16 protein-coding genes are annotated in these 15,768 nt (G+C 60.6%); 1 reads left to right on the forward strand and 15 read right to left on the reverse strand.

Going from position 1 to position 15,768, the window contains the following annotated elements; translation table 11 throughout:
* Positions 1 to 5: 5 nt before the first annotated feature.
* The 8 genes from OQ287_RS05305 to OQ287_RS05340 form a co-directional block, all read right to left on the reverse strand.
* Positions 6 to 1,226 (reverse strand): tetratricopeptide repeat protein, encoded by a 1,221-nt coding sequence (locus OQ287_RS05305; protein WP_265895770.1) that lies wholly within the window; start codon positions 1,224 to 1,226, stop codon positions 6 to 8.
* 4 nt (positions 1,227 to 1,230) lie between these two features.
* Positions 1,231 to 1,959, reverse strand: coding sequence for an energy transducer TonB (locus OQ287_RS05310; RefSeq protein ID WP_265895771.1), 729 nt, complete (start codon positions 1,957 to 1,959; stop codon positions 1,231 to 1,233).
* Positions 1,956 to 2,366, reverse strand: a complete 411-nt coding sequence (locus OQ287_RS05315; RefSeq protein ID WP_265895772.1) for an ExbD/TolR family protein — start codon at positions 2,364 to 2,366, stop codon at positions 1,956 to 1,958. The genes OQ287_RS05310 and OQ287_RS05315 overlap by 4 nt, the downstream gene beginning before the upstream one ends.
* Complete coding sequence (locus OQ287_RS05320; protein ID WP_250937404.1) at positions 2,359 to 2,895, reverse strand: MotA/TolQ/ExbB proton channel family protein; 537 nt, start codon at positions 2,893 to 2,895, stop codon at positions 2,359 to 2,361. Before OQ287_RS05320 ends, OQ287_RS05315 begins: the two co-directional genes overlap by 8 nt.
* Complete coding sequence (locus tag OQ287_RS05325) at positions 2,879 to 4,252, reverse strand: MotA/TolQ/ExbB proton channel family protein (protein ID WP_250937406.1); 1,374 nt, start codon at positions 4,250 to 4,252, stop codon at positions 2,879 to 2,881. Before OQ287_RS05325 ends, OQ287_RS05320 begins: the two co-directional genes overlap by 17 nt.
* The gene (locus tag OQ287_RS05330) at positions 4,249 to 5,064 is read right to left on the reverse strand and encodes a DUF3450 domain-containing protein (protein WP_250937408.1); all 816 of its coding nucleotides are present in this window, start codon (positions 5,062 to 5,064) and stop codon (positions 4,249 to 4,251) included. The genes OQ287_RS05325 and OQ287_RS05330 overlap by 4 nt, the downstream gene beginning before the upstream one ends.
* 197 nt (positions 5,065 to 5,261) lie before the next feature.
* Positions 5,262 to 6,188 (reverse strand): electron transfer flavoprotein subunit alpha/FixB family protein, encoded by a 927-nt coding sequence (locus OQ287_RS05335; RefSeq protein ID WP_265895773.1) that lies wholly within the window; start codon positions 6,186 to 6,188, stop codon positions 5,262 to 5,264.
* Positions 6,188 to 6,937 carry an electron transfer flavoprotein subunit beta/FixA family protein gene (locus tag OQ287_RS05340; RefSeq protein ID WP_250937412.1) on the reverse strand — a complete coding sequence of 250 codons (750 nt, stop codon included), beginning with the start codon at positions 6,935 to 6,937 and terminating at the stop codon, positions 6,188 to 6,190. Before OQ287_RS05340 ends, OQ287_RS05335 begins: the two co-directional genes overlap by 1 nt.
* A 357-nt stretch (positions 6,938 to 7,294) precedes the next feature.
* Between OQ287_RS05340 and OQ287_RS05345 the strand changes: the two genes are divergently transcribed.
* Positions 7,295 to 8,950, forward strand: coding sequence for an electron transfer flavoprotein-ubiquinone oxidoreductase (locus OQ287_RS05345; RefSeq protein ID WP_265895907.1), 1,656 nt, complete (start codon positions 7,295 to 7,297; stop codon positions 8,948 to 8,950).
* A gap of 58 nt (positions 8,951 to 9,008) precedes the next feature.
* Here the strand turns inward: OQ287_RS05345 and OQ287_RS05350 are convergent, their stop codons facing one another.
* The 7 genes from OQ287_RS05350 to mltG all read right to left on the reverse strand — a co-directional run bounded on the left by OQ287_RS05350 (position 9,009) and on the right by mltG (position 15,767).
* Entirely contained in the window at positions 9,009 to 11,225 is a 2,217-nt protein-coding gene (locus OQ287_RS05350; RefSeq protein WP_265895774.1) for an ATP-dependent helicase, read from the reverse strand.
* A complete protein-coding gene (locus OQ287_RS05355; RefSeq protein WP_250937416.1) occupies positions 11,222 to 11,764 on the reverse strand; it encodes a DUF1285 domain-containing protein in 543 nt (180 codons plus the stop codon). The genes OQ287_RS05350 and OQ287_RS05355 overlap by 4 nt, the downstream gene beginning before the upstream one ends.
* Positions 11,765 to 11,786: 22 nt before the next feature.
* Entirely contained in the window at positions 11,787 to 12,662 is an 876-nt protein-coding gene (locus tag OQ287_RS05360; protein WP_250937418.1) for a TatD family hydrolase, read from the reverse strand.
* 95 nt (positions 12,663 to 12,757) lie between these two features.
* On the reverse strand, positions 12,758 to 13,093 hold the full coding sequence (locus OQ287_RS05365; RefSeq protein ID WP_250937421.1) for a PilZ domain-containing protein: 336 nt from the start codon (positions 13,091 to 13,093) through the stop codon (positions 12,758 to 12,760).
* Between the two features lie 36 nt (positions 13,094 to 13,129).
* Positions 13,130 to 14,122, reverse strand: coding sequence for a DNA polymerase III subunit delta' (locus tag OQ287_RS05370; protein ID WP_250937423.1), 993 nt, complete (start codon positions 14,120 to 14,122; stop codon positions 13,130 to 13,132).
* Positions 14,113 to 14,757, reverse strand: coding sequence for a dTMP kinase (gene tmk, locus OQ287_RS05375; RefSeq protein ID WP_265895775.1), 645 nt, complete (start codon positions 14,755 to 14,757; stop codon positions 14,113 to 14,115). The genes OQ287_RS05370 and tmk overlap by 10 nt, the downstream gene beginning before the upstream one ends.
* 2 nt (positions 14,758 to 14,759) lie before the next feature.
* Positions 14,760 to 15,767: an endolytic transglycosylase MltG gene (gene mltG, locus OQ287_RS05380; protein ID WP_250937428.1), complete on the reverse strand. Its 1,008-nt coding sequence runs from the start codon at positions 15,765 to 15,767 to the stop codon at positions 14,760 to 14,762.
* Between the last annotated feature and the right edge of the window lies 1 nt (position 15,768).

The following is a 15,768-nucleotide window of genomic DNA, read 5'->3' on the forward strand; positions in this document are numbered from 1 at the left end:
CCACGTCAGGCACTGCCGGCACCGCTTTTAGACGGCGTCAGTGCCTTTCTCCAGGCAAGCGCCTGCTGCCTGATTTCCCCGTTACCCGCGCTGACGGCTTTATCAAGCGCGGCCAGTGCCTGCTGGTGGCGGCCCGCTGTAGACTCGGCTACGGCCTGCAACAACCAGCTGCGCCCCACATGCTCAAGCCCGGCTGCACGTGCACGGGTCATGGCCGTAACGACCAGGTCCCACTGCCCCCACTGATACGCCAGCTCGCCCATCTGTGACCAGTCCACTGGAGCCCGGGTATGCTCGGAGAGTGACTGCCAGGCAGTGAGCGCCTGGTGTCTGGCCCTGGCCGCTGTCCAGGCATCCGCCAGCTGACGCAAGTGAGCCTCATCGGAGGGCAGGATGCCCTCCTTCAGAGCCTGCTGAAGATATTCGGCAGCGCGTGCCGGCGTCCCGCCCGCCAGGTGCAACCTGATCCGCGTTTCCAGCGCCTCGGCCCCGCTCAGCACTCCCCGACGCCAGCCGGCCTCCCAAAGGGCTGCAGCCCTGCCGGGTTGATTCATCTGCTGGTAAAGCGCCACACCACGCTTCCATACCATCGGGTCATCAGGCGTGCGATCAATATCACGCTGAACCAGCCGCTGGGCATTACCCGCATCGCCACTGTGCTGATAAATCGCCTGCGCAAGTGCACTACGTTCTGACGTCATTGCAATACCGGCCTGCGTCGCACGTGATAGCCAGTGCGAAGCGCCAGACCAGTCTCTGGCCTGTACCGCCAGCTCAACCAGGGTCCAGAGATCCTGAGCGGAGGGCGTACTCTGACCGGCCCAACGTTCGAACAGGGCACGACCACGCGCCGTGTCACCGGCCGCAAGCGTCCAGCGTGCAGCCTCACGCAGCCAGTTCCTGCGCAGTGCGATCGGCGCGACGTCATTGTTGCGAGCCCGGTTGAAATACTCTGCCGCCTGCTCTGCCTTGCCCTGAGCAGCAAAGGCTCTGGCCATCAATTGCCAGTAAAGCGCCTGTACCCATTGATCCTGACGACTGGAGGATAACTCACCGAGGGCTCGACGTGCCTGCTCAATGACACGCGCCGGATGACGGTCCAGCGTGCCCTCAAGCGACTGGATTCGGGTCACCGTCGCCTCCGGCAGGGCCGGCCCGTCTGCCAGTACCGGTCCGACACAGACAAGTCCGGCCACCAGCAGCAATGCAACGCGCAACACCTTCATCGGATCAACCTCGCAACTTGAATTCAATGCGCTGGCGGGTACGCATCGGCTGTGGCCGCCTTGGATACTGCCACTGCGCCACCGCCTCAAGCGCCGCATCGTCAAAGGTGGATCCCGGTCGAGACTCCAGCACCTTGATGGATGCGCGATCAACCCGCCCGCTGCGCAGGATCACATACTGCAGTTCGACATATCCTTCCGTACCTCGCAGCCGTGCACGGCGGGGGTAATCCGGCAGCACCTTGCGCGTGGGCTCGGCGGCACCGCTTTGCATGGCAGTACTGTCACTTTTCTGCCCGCCCGCTGCCGCGGCAGGTGCCGATGAAGGTGACGGATCCTGGGCAGGCGCAGGGGACGGGCTGGGCGTCGGCGGCGCCTTTGCCACACTCAGCGACGGCGCAGCTGTTCTGGAAGGCGACACCTTGGGCGATACCGGGGGCGTCGGAGTCGGTGGTACCGATACGCTACTTTGTACATCCGGCGCCGGTGCCGGCCGGGCTTCCGGACGTGGCGGCGCCGCGGGCGGTGGCGCAGGCCGTTGCTGCGCTCGCGAAGAATGAGCGTCTCCCCTGGCCTTTTGATCCTGCGGTGCCTCTACCATTGATACCGAAAGACGCGGTGGCGGCTCACTGAGAGATTCCGGCGGCGCCACCAGCAGGGCCAGCAAATAGAACAGGCACAACGCCAGAACGGCCCCTCCGATCAGCGCACCGAGTCGACGCCCTGCCATCATGAACCACTCCGGGTTGCGGCAACTGCGATATCATCGACTCCGGCCTGACGGATGGCATCCATGGTTTCAACCAGCAAGCCAGTCCGAGAGCGCCGGTCGGCCTGTACGACGACGCCACCACCACTGCGCTTCACGGCCTGAGCCACCGCCGAGCCGACCTGATCGGGGTTGATGGTTTCACCGTCAAGCCACAGCGCACCCTCGGATGTAATGGCCACCATGACCTGCGCACTGGGTTGCGCCGTCGCCCCGCTGGCTTCAGGTCGCTCGATATCTACCCCGCTTTCCTTCACGAAGCTTGTGGTCACAATGAAGAAGATCAGCATGATGAACACCACATCCAGCATCGGAGTCAGGTCGACCCCGGCGGTGGTATCTTCCTGCAGCTGCCGACGACGTCTACGCATCTACTCGCTCCTCGATGGCTCGTGCCATGCGGTCATGCAGCCGCTGGCCTTCACGCCGGACAATATGTTCAAAATGGCCGGCAAACAGCAGACCCACTACCGCAACGGCCATGCCGGCAAGCGTCGGCAGGGTGGCACGCGCAACGCCATCGGACATCGCACGTGACTGACCGGTCCCGGACAGGGACAAGGTATCAAAGACCTGAATCATGCCGGTGACCGTGCCCAGCAGCCCGAGCAGCGGGCACAGCGCCACCAGCACCTTGAGCCAGGGCAGACTGCCACGCAGGGTGCCAAGCAACTCGTCGCTCCAGCAGGTTCGCAGTGTACGGGCACTCCAGCTGACGTGGTCCTGACGTGCCTGCCAGCGTGTCAGAAGAGCCCTGCGGTCACGTCGATACCCCAGACGCCAGTAGATCCAGCGCTCCAGCGCCAGTGCAAACAACAACATGGCCACGAGCATGATCAATACCAGCACCGGGCCACCGGCATCACTCAACCGTGCAATCGGGTCAAGCAGAGGGGACATGAGCGCCCCCGGTCGCATTTCGGTCGGCGGGACGTTCAAGCCGTTCGGCCAGATGGGCACTGGCCTGCCCTTCCAGAACATTCAGCACCTTGCGACTGCGCGAGGTAAGGCCCGTGTGAGCAAACAGCACCGGAATCGCCACCACCAGACCGATCACCGTGGTGATAAGTGCCTGGGAAATACCGCCGGCCATCAGTTTCGGATCACTGCTGCCGAACACGGTAATCGACTGAAAGGTGCCGATCATGCCCGTCACGGTGCCCAGCAGGCCCATCAAGGGCGCGATGGCGGCAATCAATTTGACCAGAGACTGGCCTCGTTCGATGACCGGCTGCTCGGCCAGCAAGAGCTCATCCAGCCGCGCCTCCAGAGCCTCGGGCTCACTGCCGGCATGAACGCCCTTGAAGCGAGCCAGTACTCGCCCCAGTGGATTATCATCCTTCGGCTGGTCGAGCTGTTTGATCTGACGCCGCACACCCAGACTGATTCGCTGTAGATAAAGCCACTGCACCAGGGCCACCAGCAACCCCACGGCACCTAGCGCCAGCGTGATATAGCCCACGATACCGCCCTGCTTCAGCCGCTCCATCAGCCCGGGCTGATCTGCCAGCGCCTTGACGATGTCACCGCCGGAGGCATCCACCGGGACAGCGCCCTGACGCTTATCAATGAAGGCGGTCAGTCGATCAGCCACATCGGACGGGGTTCGAGGCGCGACTATCAGTGGCTGTCCTGATTGAGGGGGGCTCAGCAGGTGCCCGGCCGTGAAGCTCATGATGTTGCCAAGCTGCATGACCGGCTGCGCCGATACGGTGCCGTCCGGCCCGGCGACCGGCCGCGGTGCCAGGCTGACCTGACCGGTACGAGCCATCAGCCCTGACAGTTGCTGACCCAGGGTCTGGAAGGTTTCAGCGCTCGGCAGGGCATCGTCGCCGGGACGAGAAGGCACCAGTGAGGGATAGAGTGCCACTACCCAGCTGCCCTTGAGCGAGCCTGCCAGCTTGTCAATCTGGCCGGACAGCGTGTGAGCGACCTCACTGACGCCTGCCCCCTTTTCAGCTCGCTCATCACGCAACTCATCAAGTGTTTTCTGCTGGCTGTCAAAGCGGCGCTCAAGCTCGGTCTGTCGCGTTTTGGCCTGATCACGGGCCGCCCTTGCCTTTTCAAGCGCCGTCGTCAGTTTCGATCGGTCGGCGACCAGCGCATCCAGCCGCGCCTGGTCCCGCGACTCGGCCTCATCGGCCTGTTGATTGAAGCGGGTAATGGCCTCATCCAGTGAACTCGGTGCGGCCGTTGCCGCCACACTGATACTCATGAGTACGCTGCCTGCCAGCAGCATCCAGCCTGGGCGCGTCATGCACCACCTCCGGAAGACGATGTATCGGTAGAGGCCGTCGATGCAGACACCGGCAACGACAGGGGCAGCGTCAGAAGTTCGGGTGCCTGCTGGTCATGGGCCATGCGCACGGCATGACGCAGACTGGACAGGGCTTCATGGTCCAGCGGCTGCCAGCCCTTGCCCTGCCAGACACCGCCCTCATCCCCATCCAGACTCAGGTAGTAGTAGCCGACGCGCCCAAGACGAACAAACTGCACCTGACGCTCGGTCTTGTCTGCACCGTCAAGCTTGCCACGCCAGCTGTCCAGCGTACTGCCGTAATCGATCTCGGAGCGCCATACACTCAGGATGCGCTTGAGTTTCTGGCCGTCCGACATTGATGCACTGCCCAGCATGCTATCCAGGCTGTCGAGGCGTGCCAGACGTTCGTCGTGGCGAAAGGGAAGGTCTGCCGCGACCATCGCACGCAGCCTGTGAGTGAGTGAGGCAAGTTCCCCGGGAAGAGCCTCCCTGATATCCCCCGCCTGGGCCAACTCGGCCTTCTGGCGTGCAATACGTCGAGACTGGTCTTCAACCTGTGCCTCGAGCGAGGCGTTGTAGCTGTCCAGACGATGAATGGACTGCTCGGCATCCCGAAGCGATACCAAAAGGGCGCGAGTGCTGTCATCTGCGGTATCGATCGCGTGCTGCAGACGCTGCTGCTCGGCCTGATGGGCCGATGTCGCATCACGCAATGTGGTCGGTGCCCCCACGGCAGGCATCGACAGCGTGGCAAGACCCAGCGCGCCGACCAGGGCAAGCATCTGCCCGTTGAATACACGACCCTTCACGTGCGTCTCCCGACTCATGGTCATCAAAGATTCTGGCGTGCATCACGATGTACGCGTGATGCTCCCTGCAAGCAGTCGATACGCTAATACAAACAATAACAATTATCAATTACCGCGATGATTAATGTCATCTCGGCCACGCAGGCAAAAAAAAGGCATGCCCCAGGGGGCATGCCTTTTTCAACACTGCAGCTTATTCAAAGCTTCTCGGCAAGCTCCGGCAGGACGGTAAACAGGTCACCGACCAGGCCATAATCTGCCACGTTGAAGATCGGCGCTTCATCGTCGCTGTTGATCGCCACGATAACGCGGGAATCCTTCATGCCGGCCAGATGCTGAATCGACCCGGAAATACCAACGGCGATATAAAGCTCCGGTGCCACGACCTTGCCGGTCTGACCGACCTGCATATCGTTGGGAACAAACCCGGCATCCACGGCCGCACGTGACGCGCCGATGGCAGCACCAAGCTTGTCGGCCACGGCTTCGATCAACCGGAAGTTGTCGCCATTACCCATGCCTCGGCCCCCGGAAACCACAACGCGGGCGCCGGCAAGTTCCGGACGCTCACCTTCCGGGCGGACTTCATCGACGAATCGCACGCCGCGGGCCACTTCAACCACTGCCAGCGTGTCGATAGCCGCAGCAGACTGCTCACCCACCGGATCAAAGGCTGTCGTACGAATACTCAGCACCTTGAGAGCATCCAGGCTTTGTACGGTGGCAATCGCGCTGCCAGCATAAATCGGCCGCTTGAAGGTATCCTCGGACTCGATATCGATGACGTCCGACAGGGGCTCGACGTTCTTGAGCGCGGCCAGCCGCGGCAGGATGTTCTTGCCGCTGGTCGAGGCCGCAGCCAGGATGTGACTGTACTCATCCGACAGTCCCGCCAGTACCTGCGCCGTATTTTCCGCCAGCGGATGGGCAAAGGCTTCATTGTCTGCCACACGCACGCGTGATACACCCTCAAGCGCGGCGGCCTGCGCAGCGGCATTGGTCATGTTCTGCCCCAGCAGGACAATATCGATGTCACCACCCAGCCGTTTCGCGGCCGCCACTACACGCGCAGTGGCCGGGTCCAGATCGCCTCCAAGGTGTTCTGCGAAAATCAGGGTTGCCATCAAATCACCTTTGCTTCGTTTTTCAGTTTATCAAGCAGCGCATCAACGCTTTCGACACGCTCACCGGCCTGGCGCTCCGCAGGCATTTCGACCCGAAGAAGCCGTGTACGCGGTGCAATATCCACCCCTGAATCTGCAACGGAACGAACATCCAGCGGTTTTTTCTTCGCTTTCATGATGTCAGGCAGCTTGGCATAACGAGGCTCGTTCAGGCGCAGGTCAGACGTAATGATCGCCGGAAGATCGAGCGCAATGGTCTGCAGGCCGCCATCGATTTCCCGGGTTACCGTGGCCTTGCCATCTTCGATGAGGACTCTGGAAGCAAAGGTAGCCTGCGGCCAGTCCATCAGCGCGGCAAGCATCTGCCCGGTCTGGTTGTTATCGGAATCGATGGCCTGTTTGCCAAGAAGCACAAGTTCCGGCTGCTCTTCGTCGATAACCGATTTCAACAGCCGTGCCACTGCCAGCGATTCGACCCGCTCATCGGTTTCCAGATGAATGGCACGATCCGCGCCCAGCGCCAGGGCAGTGCGCAACTGCTCCTGAGCGGCTTTCGGGCCGATGGTGACTGCGACAACCTCGGAAGCTACGCCACGCTCCTTGAGCTGAATGGCTTCTTCCACCGCAATTTCGCAAAACGGGTTCATCGCCATTTTGACGTTGGTCAAATCCACATCGGAATGATCGGGCTTGACCCGCACCTTGACGTTGTAATCGATGACGCGTTTCACCGCGACGAGTACTTTCATGATGTCCTCGTTCTTTCAAGTAGGCCGAAATGCCTTATAAGAAAAGCAGTTCCAGCGTGAGGGAAAAACCCGAATAAATTACGCCACATCGAGCCGATATCGGCGACTGTCATCTGACGGGAAAGGGCCTTGCAACGGCCATCAGGGCCGCGCCGCCACTCCCGCCCGATCAGAAAAAATGCCACAATGACACCAACTTACCTTATTTGAGCACGCCTGCTGTGCCTGTTCGCCATTGTCATGGCCCTGAAGTGTAACATGGCACCGGTTAACAGGCCGTTTACACCGAATGGGGGCAGGTGCCTCATTATAAAAGACATGCCATGCCGACAAGAGCGCACATGGCAAGGAGATCACCTGTTGGACGCCGAACGCGAATACATGGAGTTTGATGTTGTCATCATTGGTGCCGGAGCAGCAGGGTTATCGGCCGCCTGTCGCCTGATGCAACAGGCCAGTGAAGCCGGGACGGAGCTGTCGGTCTGTGTGCTGGAAAAGGGGGCCGAAACAGGCGCTCATATTCTCTCCGGAGCTGTATTCGAGCCTCGGGCGCTGGATGAGCTGTTTCCTGACTGGGAAGCCCGCCAGGCACCGCTGACCATCCCGGTCAGTAGCGACGACATCTTTCTGCTGAAGGATGAACAGGACGCCACTCGCCTCCCCCATATAGCGGTGCCACGCACCATGCTCAATGATGGCAACTATGTGATCAGTGCAGGCAACCTGTGCCGCTGGCTTGCAGAACAGGCCGAATCGCTGGGAGTGGATATTTTTCCAGGCTTTGCCGCTCAGGAGCTTCTGCTGGGCGAAAACGGCGAAGTTCAGGGAGTGCTGACTGGCGACATGGGAGTGAACCAGGCCGGCGAGCCCAGAGAGACCTATATGCCGGGTATGGGCATTAGAGGGAAATACACACTGTTTGCCGAAGGGGCCCGTGGCCATCTGGGCAAGCAGGTGATATCCCGCTATGCACTGGATGCCGGCAAGGATCCGCAGCATTATGCCCTTGGCATCAAGGAGCTGTGGGACATTCCGGCCGAGCACCACCAGCCGGGCCGAGTAATTCACACCACTGGCTGGCCTACCGAAGGTCATGCCCATGGGGGCGGGTTTCTTTACCATGGCGATAATCAACAGGTCATGGTGGGATTCTTTGTCGATCTTGACTACGAAAACCCCTGGGTATCCCCGTTCGACGAAATGCAGCGCCTGAAACACCACCCTGTCATCAGCAAGCACCTCAGGGGCGGCACACGTGTCGCCTATGGGGCTCGTGCAGTCACCAAGGGCGGGTATAACTGCCTGCCGGACATGGCCTTTCCAGGCGGCCTGCTGATCGGTTGTGACGCCGGCACGCTGAACTTTGCCAAGATCAAGGGGCTGCATACCGCCATGAAGTCCGGCATGCTGGCCGCCGAAAGTGTTTTCGACGCGCTCAGCAAGGGAGACAGCGGCGGCAGGTTACTGGAAGGTTACAAGACCCGCGTTGAACAAAGCTGGCTTCATGAAGAGCTTTACACAGCGCGCAACTTCGGCCCGGCCATCCACCGGCTGGGTACCGTTCTGGGCGGTGCATTCAATACACTGGACCAGGCTCTCAATGGCAGGCTGCCTACCCTGCATGACCGCACGCCGGATTACGCCAGACTGCAACGTCAGGTGCGATGCGAACCCATCGACTACCCGAAACCGGACGGCATCCTGTCCTTCGACAGGACATCATCGGTGTATCTATCCAACACCAATCACGATGAAGACCAGCCCTGCCATCTCAAGCTGACTGACCCGAGCATTCCCATACAGGTCAATATGCCCGAGTACGCCGAACCCGCGGTCCGCTACTGCCCGGCAGGTGTGTATGAGGTCGTGGAAGACAGCGAAGACGCACCACGGTTTCAGATCAACTTCCAGAACTGCGTGCACTGCAAGACCTGTGATATCAAGGATCCCGCCCAGAATATTACCTGGGTGGCGCCCGAAGGTGGCGGAGGTCCGAACTACCCCAACATGTGAGGCCCAGAGCATGCTGCCCCGCCTGACGGCGTTACAGGCGGAGCAGCAATGCCCTGTTTCAGGGCGACAGGAGGGACAGAGGCGCCTGCGCCGCGATCAGTTTTCGTGTCCCTGCCGTATCGAACTGAACCGTCAATACACGGCGCTCCCCTTCCCCACTCACGTGCTGAATGGTCCCGGTTCCGAAAATGCGATGATCCACCCGCTGTCCGGGGGGCCAGTCAGTATCATTGCGCAGGGAAACTGTCCGGCTACCGTCGGCCGTGGATGGATGGGGTGCCACATGAGGCTTTTCCATGCCACAAACAGCCAGATAGCGCCTTACCAGAGCCGGCTCCTCGACCGGAAGCTCATCAGGCACCACGGCATCAGGCGCCATCAATCCCCCGATTCGGTCACACTCCTGCCAGGCACTTTCTGCAATGAACCGGCTCGGGCGATGACCGACACCATCATGAACCAGCATCAATGACGCTCGTGCCCGCGTGACTGCCACGTAATAAAGCCGACGCTCTTCTTCAAGACGCGCTGGCGTCAACGGGCTTTCGCGATGATAAAAGGGGAAGTCCTCTTCGTTGAGGCCATACACAAATACCTGGTCCCACTCGAGTCCCTTGGCCCCATGCACGGTGGAAATGATCACTCCGCCGGGCTGATCTTCTACCGGTGCCTTGAGCATGGCGACAAAGCCGGCCGGATCATCCGCCATGGCCTGAGCCTGCTCCACCAGTACATCCAGTAGCCGCACATCTTCCTCGCCCTTGTCAGGGCGAGCCGCAGCGCGCTTCAGCAGTTTATGTGCATCCAGTGTATCAATGACATGCGTCAGTACCGTCGCCGGTGTCCAGCGCCCCGCCACCCGGGCAAGCTCCACCAGCAGCTCCCAGCGTTTCTTGAGCGTGCGCTGCTGCCCGCGCGACAGCCCACTCAGCTGGGCATCGTTTCGCGCAAACCACTCACCTCGTCGGGCCAGAGCCTCACACAGCATGGTCAGTCGCTCTCGCGCCACGAAGGGGGTCGGCTGGGAAAACAGCAATTCAACATGTGCCGGGTCAGCCAGCAGCGAGGGCTCGCTCGCCAGCTCGATATATCCCGCCAGAGCCTGCACCAGCGGCAGACGAAACACGAATCGCTCCTGACGCCCCAGTTGGAAGGGAATACCGGCCCGCAACAGCTGAAGCTGTACCGGCACGCTGAGTGACCAGTGACGCACCAGAATCGCACACTGCTCGAAGGCTGCACTTCTGCCCAGCGAGGCAATGATCGCATCCAGCGATCCGGCTACGGCCAGCGTGGTTGTCGGGGTGCCCTCTGCCGCCAGGCACAAGGGGCGATCAGCCCGCTCGTTGGCACGAATGGCATGGTTGGCCAGCAGCGCGAGGCGGTGGCCATGGCGAAAGGTCCGGGACAGGGCATAAGGCGTGCTGTCACCAAACACCCGGGCAAACCCGTCCAGCATGGCGTCCGGCCGCGCACCGCGCCAGGCATAAATGCACTGGTCCGCATCCCCGACAGCCATTACCTGGGCCCTTGATCCGGCCAGACTGGCGAGCAGCCGTAACTGGACTTCGTTGATGTCCTGATATTCATCGATAATGATATGGTCCATGAATCCCTGCACCCGGGCAGCCAGCGCCGGGTCCGCCTCCAGCGCCATCAGCGGTCGATACAGCAGGTCGTCATAGGTCATGAGCCCCTGATCGGCCATGCGCTGCTGCAGGTAGTCAAAGGCCTCGATGTAATAGCGGCTGTCACGGCTGTAGCCATCACGCTCAAACAACGAAGACGGGCTTAACAGCTCTGCCTTGACAAGCGCACAGAACTGGCCGAATTCCTCCAGCCGTTCCGGCTCGAGTGCCCATTCCAGGGTGGCGCGATCATCACCGATAGCCTCACCGACGGCCTGCTTGAGCAACCGCTCGCGCTGCCAGTCCGCCTGAAGCAGCTGACGCGGGTCGAGCACTCCCCAGCGAGTCAGGCTCTGGGTCAGGCGATGGCCAATGGAATGAAAGGTTCGCACCTGCGGCAACCGGCTTGCCTGACCGCGTCGGGTGGCCAGCTTGGCCGCAAAATCATCGCGGGCCTGTCGGTTGAACATCAGAATCAGCAATCGTTCGGGCGGAACGCCGTCATTCAACAGCGCATCAACCCGGGCGACCATCGTGGAGGTCTTGCCTGCCCCGGCAACGGCCGTGACGCGTGCATGACCGTCACCATGGTTGATAACGCGCTGCTGCTCGGAGGTCAGCTCAGGCGCAGGCGAATGATCTGTCATGACGTGCCGTCAACCATCCGCCCGAGACACTGCCAGATACCCTGACTCATGACGCCACACTCGGTCAGGCTGTCGGTCTCCCGGAAGATGGCGTCGTCGACCCAGCGATAAAAGACATTGCGGTGCACTCTGGCCGTCAGGCCAAACCGTACAGGCATCGTGGGCGGTCGGTCGGAATCGTCGAGCATCAAACAATATGAGTCATCCAGCACGAAACGATCACCCACATCAGTGGTCACTTCCCACCCCTCATCCCGACAGGTGGCATCCATGATATAAAACGGAGTGTCTTCAACCTGAATACGCAACTTTTCCACCGGCGTAACGAGATAGAACTCACCATCACTCTCGCGGCGCATCAGGGTGGCCAGCAGCCGGCGCAGGGGTTCCCGCGTCATCAGCGTGCCATCGTGATACCACTGGCCGTCGTGATCGATGATCAGGGGCATGTCACCGGTCAACGGAGGATTCCAGTCCATCAGGGGCGGAATGGCCGCTGCCGGCTGGCCATCCAGGTGCGCAATAATTCGTTCCAGCATGTTGATAGCCCTGCCTCGTTGTTCAAGCGCTCATGGTGTGATTGATGTGGCCAAGGCGGGACTGTACGTCTTCCGGCATCTGCGGCACTGCATGTCGGAACAGGTGATAAAAGTTGGCGGAAGTCTGCATCGCCACTTCATCCATGCTGATGCCTCGCACCTCGGCGATCATCCGGGCTACTTCGACAACGTGCCGAGGCTCGTTGGATGTGCCTCGGTGAGGAACGGGAGCCAGATAGGGGCTGTCGGTTTCGATCAACAGACGATCCAGCGGCAGCTGCCGAGCCAGCTCCCGCACGTTATCGGCCTGATTGAAGGTCACGATGCCGGACAGGGAAATATAAAAGCCGAGCCGTATGGCGCGCCGCGCCATATCAAGATCGTCCGTAAAGCAGTGAAGTACGCCGCCCACCGCCGGATCAACATACTTCTCCAAAAGCGTCAGCGTATCTTCCTTTGCACCGCGCGTATGAATGATTACCGGCAGCTCCGCCTCACGTGCCACGGCCAGATGGCGTTCAAAGCGCTCACGCTGAACGTCGACCGGTACTCCAGGGGCCTTTCCTTCAGGCGCCATGTAATCCAGTCCGATTTCACCGACGGCAACCGGCTCAAAGGTATCCACGGCCTCGCGGAGCGCCTCAAGGCTTGCTTCTTCATCACGGGTGCGCAGGGGGTGCACGCCAATGGCATAGACCACGTCCGAATGAGCCCGACTGATCTCGACGATCGCCGGCGCATCGGTAATATCCGTGGCGATGGCCAGAAACTGTCGAACACCGGCGTCCCTGGCGGCGTCCAGCGCACCGGCCAGCTCACCGTTATAGGGCGTCAGATCCAGCTTATCGAGGTGGCAATGGGAGTCGACCAGAGTGATCGGGTTCGCCTGAGGGGTCATTATTCGGGCCTTTAGCTGTTCAACAAGGCCCCTATTCTAGCAGGTCAGCAGGCCGTCTCGCAGGCCCGGGCGCGTCCGACATGATGCACATTGCGCTATAGCGTGAAACTGGTGTGAGTCGTGTTGAGCCTGTCACCCAGCATCTGCTCGATCGTACTGCACAGCCCCTGCTCGGAAGCATCCAGGTGAACGCCGATCCCGGGCAAGCGCCGGCCACTCATTCCGGGCGGCGATACCCAGGCTACGGTACCGGAGACCGGCACACGGTTATCCGTATCCGGAAGGACAATCAACAGAAAAACACGCTGGCCGAGTTCAAAGCGGTCCCTGGTGGGCACGAACAGGCCACCCCGCTCCAGAAACGGCATATAGGCAGACAGCAGGGTATCCAGGCTATCAAAGGTTAATGACAGGGCCTTGTGAGCGCTCACGGTAAACTCCTTGATGATCCGGTGGTCACGATGCCATCAGCTTCTCAGCAGCGCCGCCCACCGAATCAGCCAGGCTTCATACACAAGCTGAGGATTGGGGTTGGCGCCCCGAGCGACCAGGCGACGCTGTTCGCGAGCGTAGTCCAGCAGTTTGAACCAGTCTCTGACGCGACCATTCTTGATCGCCTGACGATATAACGGCATCAAATCCCGATTGCGTACCCCGGCTTCGTCGCCCGAGGTGCCCAGCCGAATCAGATCTTCAAGCCAGGTAATCCCATAATGAAGAATCAACCCCAGGGCCCCCTTGTCAAGACGGGCTGCCTCGGCTACCGGGTCTCCGCCTCGGATCAGGGCATCAAAGCTGTCCTGAAGCTGCTGCCGCAATCGACGCTGCTCCGGCTCGGCCAGCATTCTGGCCTGGAGGGGCACACCACCAGCCACATCCCACCAGAACAGCGCCTCCTCTGCATCCATATCTCCATGCCGAGTCAGCCACTCAAGCCCCTGCTGTCGTTCGGGCAGGGGCAGCTTCCACTGCTGGCAGCGACTGCGGATCGTCGGCATCACCCGTGACACAATGTCAGCAGAGAGCAGAAATACCGTGCGCGCCCCAGGCTCTTCCAGACTTTTCAACAGCGCATTGGCGGCCGCCGTATTCATGCGCTCGGCGGGGGAAAGATCAATGACGCGATAACCGCCCTGCTGGGCGGTCTGGGATACAAAGGCACTGATGTCCCGAACGGCATCTACCCGGATCATTTTGCCCTTATCGGCAGGATGAACCCGCAATACATCCGGGTGATGCCCTGCCAGCAGCATACGGCAATCGTGGCACGCCCCGCAGGCCACGGCATGCCCCTGAGCACGCCGGCATAAAAGCCGCGCTGACAGTGCATTTACCAGCTGTGATTTTCCCAGCCCCTCGGGGCCGGTCAGCAGGATGGCATGAGGTAGACGCCCGTCACCGAGCACGTCGGCAAAATGATCAAAAAGCGGCTGCTGCCAGGGGTAGGGGCTTACGTCCATGATGGTATCAGTCGATCAAGATGGGTCATGATGTCCTGCTCGATGGCCTTGAGAGACCTGGCCGCATCAATCACCTTGACGCGGCCAGGCTCCTGTGCAGCAAGAGACAGATACCCCTGACGAACCTGCTCGAAAAAGGCCGCCCGCTCCTGCTCGAAGCGGTCTGTCTGCCCGCCTCGTGCAGCGACCCGGTTCGCGGCGTCAGCAACCGGCATATCAAGCAGGAACGTGATGTCCGGCGTCAGGGCCGGATGCACCAGGCCACGAAGCTGATCAATCCAGGCGCTCGGCATTCCCCGTGCAGCCCCCTGGTAGGCGTAAGTCGCATCCGTGAAACGATCACAGACCACAATGGCTCCCCGAGCCATGGCCGGACGGACAACCTGGCTCAGATGCTGCGCCCTGGCGGCAAATACCAGAAGCAGCTCGGCACAGTCATCCAGTGGCTCATCGTTCGACGGATCAAGCAACAACGCACGAATCGACTCTGCCCGGGGTGCTCCTCCCGGCTCCCGGGTTCTGACCACTTCCAGCCCCTGTGCCGCCAGGTAATCACAGACAAAGGTCATGTTGGTGGTCTTGCCGACCCCTTCAGAGCCTTCAAGCGTAATGAAACCACCATGTGCTGCGCTCATGACTATTGGCCCTGACCAAGTTGATAACGTCGTACTGCCCGATTGTGCTCGGCCAGCGTATCGGAAAACTGATGGCGGCCGCCGCCCTTTGCGACAAAGTAAAGCGATGATCCAGGCAGCGGATGTACTGCTGCATCGATGGCCGCCTTGCCGGGCAGCGCGATCGGCGTAGGCGGCAGCCCGTCGATGACGTAAGTGTTATATGCTGTGATGCCCTTCAGATCCGCGCGGGTAATATCCCCGTTATAGGATTTTCCAAGCCCGTAGATGACCGTGGGATCCGTCTGTAGCCGCATGCCCTTTTCAAGTCTGCGCACGAACACACCAGCAATTTCACGTCGCTCTTCAGGAGCCCCGGTTTCCTTTTCAATCAATGAAGCCAGAATCAGGGCTTCATAGGGCGAAGTCAGCGGCAGATCCTTGTCGCGCTCCGCCCAGGCCTTGTCGACCACATCGGACATGCGGGCAAATGCCTGACGATACAGGTGTAAATCGCTGGTGCCCTTGTGGAACCGGTAGGTAGAGGGAAAAAACCGCCCTTCCGGATTCATTCCCTCATGACCCAGCTCGGCCATCAGAGCGTTGTCATCCAGAGTGCGAGTCGAGTGATCCAGCTTGTCGGCACCATTGATCAACTGACGCATCTGATGAAAGGTCCAGCCCTCCGGGATCGTCAGGCGATAGGTAACCACCTCGTTGCTTGATAGCCTGTCGAGCAACTGGTAGGCCGTCATGTCCGGCGTCACCTCGAACTCACCGGCTCGCAGCCTGCGAAGGCGGTCAGGCTCCAGCAGCCCCAGCACCTTGTAAGGCCAGACGGCACTGATGATGTCCTGCTGCTCAAGCGATGACAGCACCTGACGCGCTCCCTCACCCCGGGTCACTTCAAAGACGGTCGGGCTTTTAAGGGCTATTGGCTGTGACAGCACAAAACGCCACCAGCCATAGGCACTGGCACCGGTCAATCCAGCCAGAACCAGAATAATCAAACACCATTTGAGAAATCGCATG

This window comes from Larsenimonas rhizosphaerae, assembly GCF_026240105.1.
Lineage (GTDB): Bacteria > Pseudomonadota > Gammaproteobacteria > Pseudomonadales > Halomonadaceae > Larsenimonas > Larsenimonas rhizosphaerae.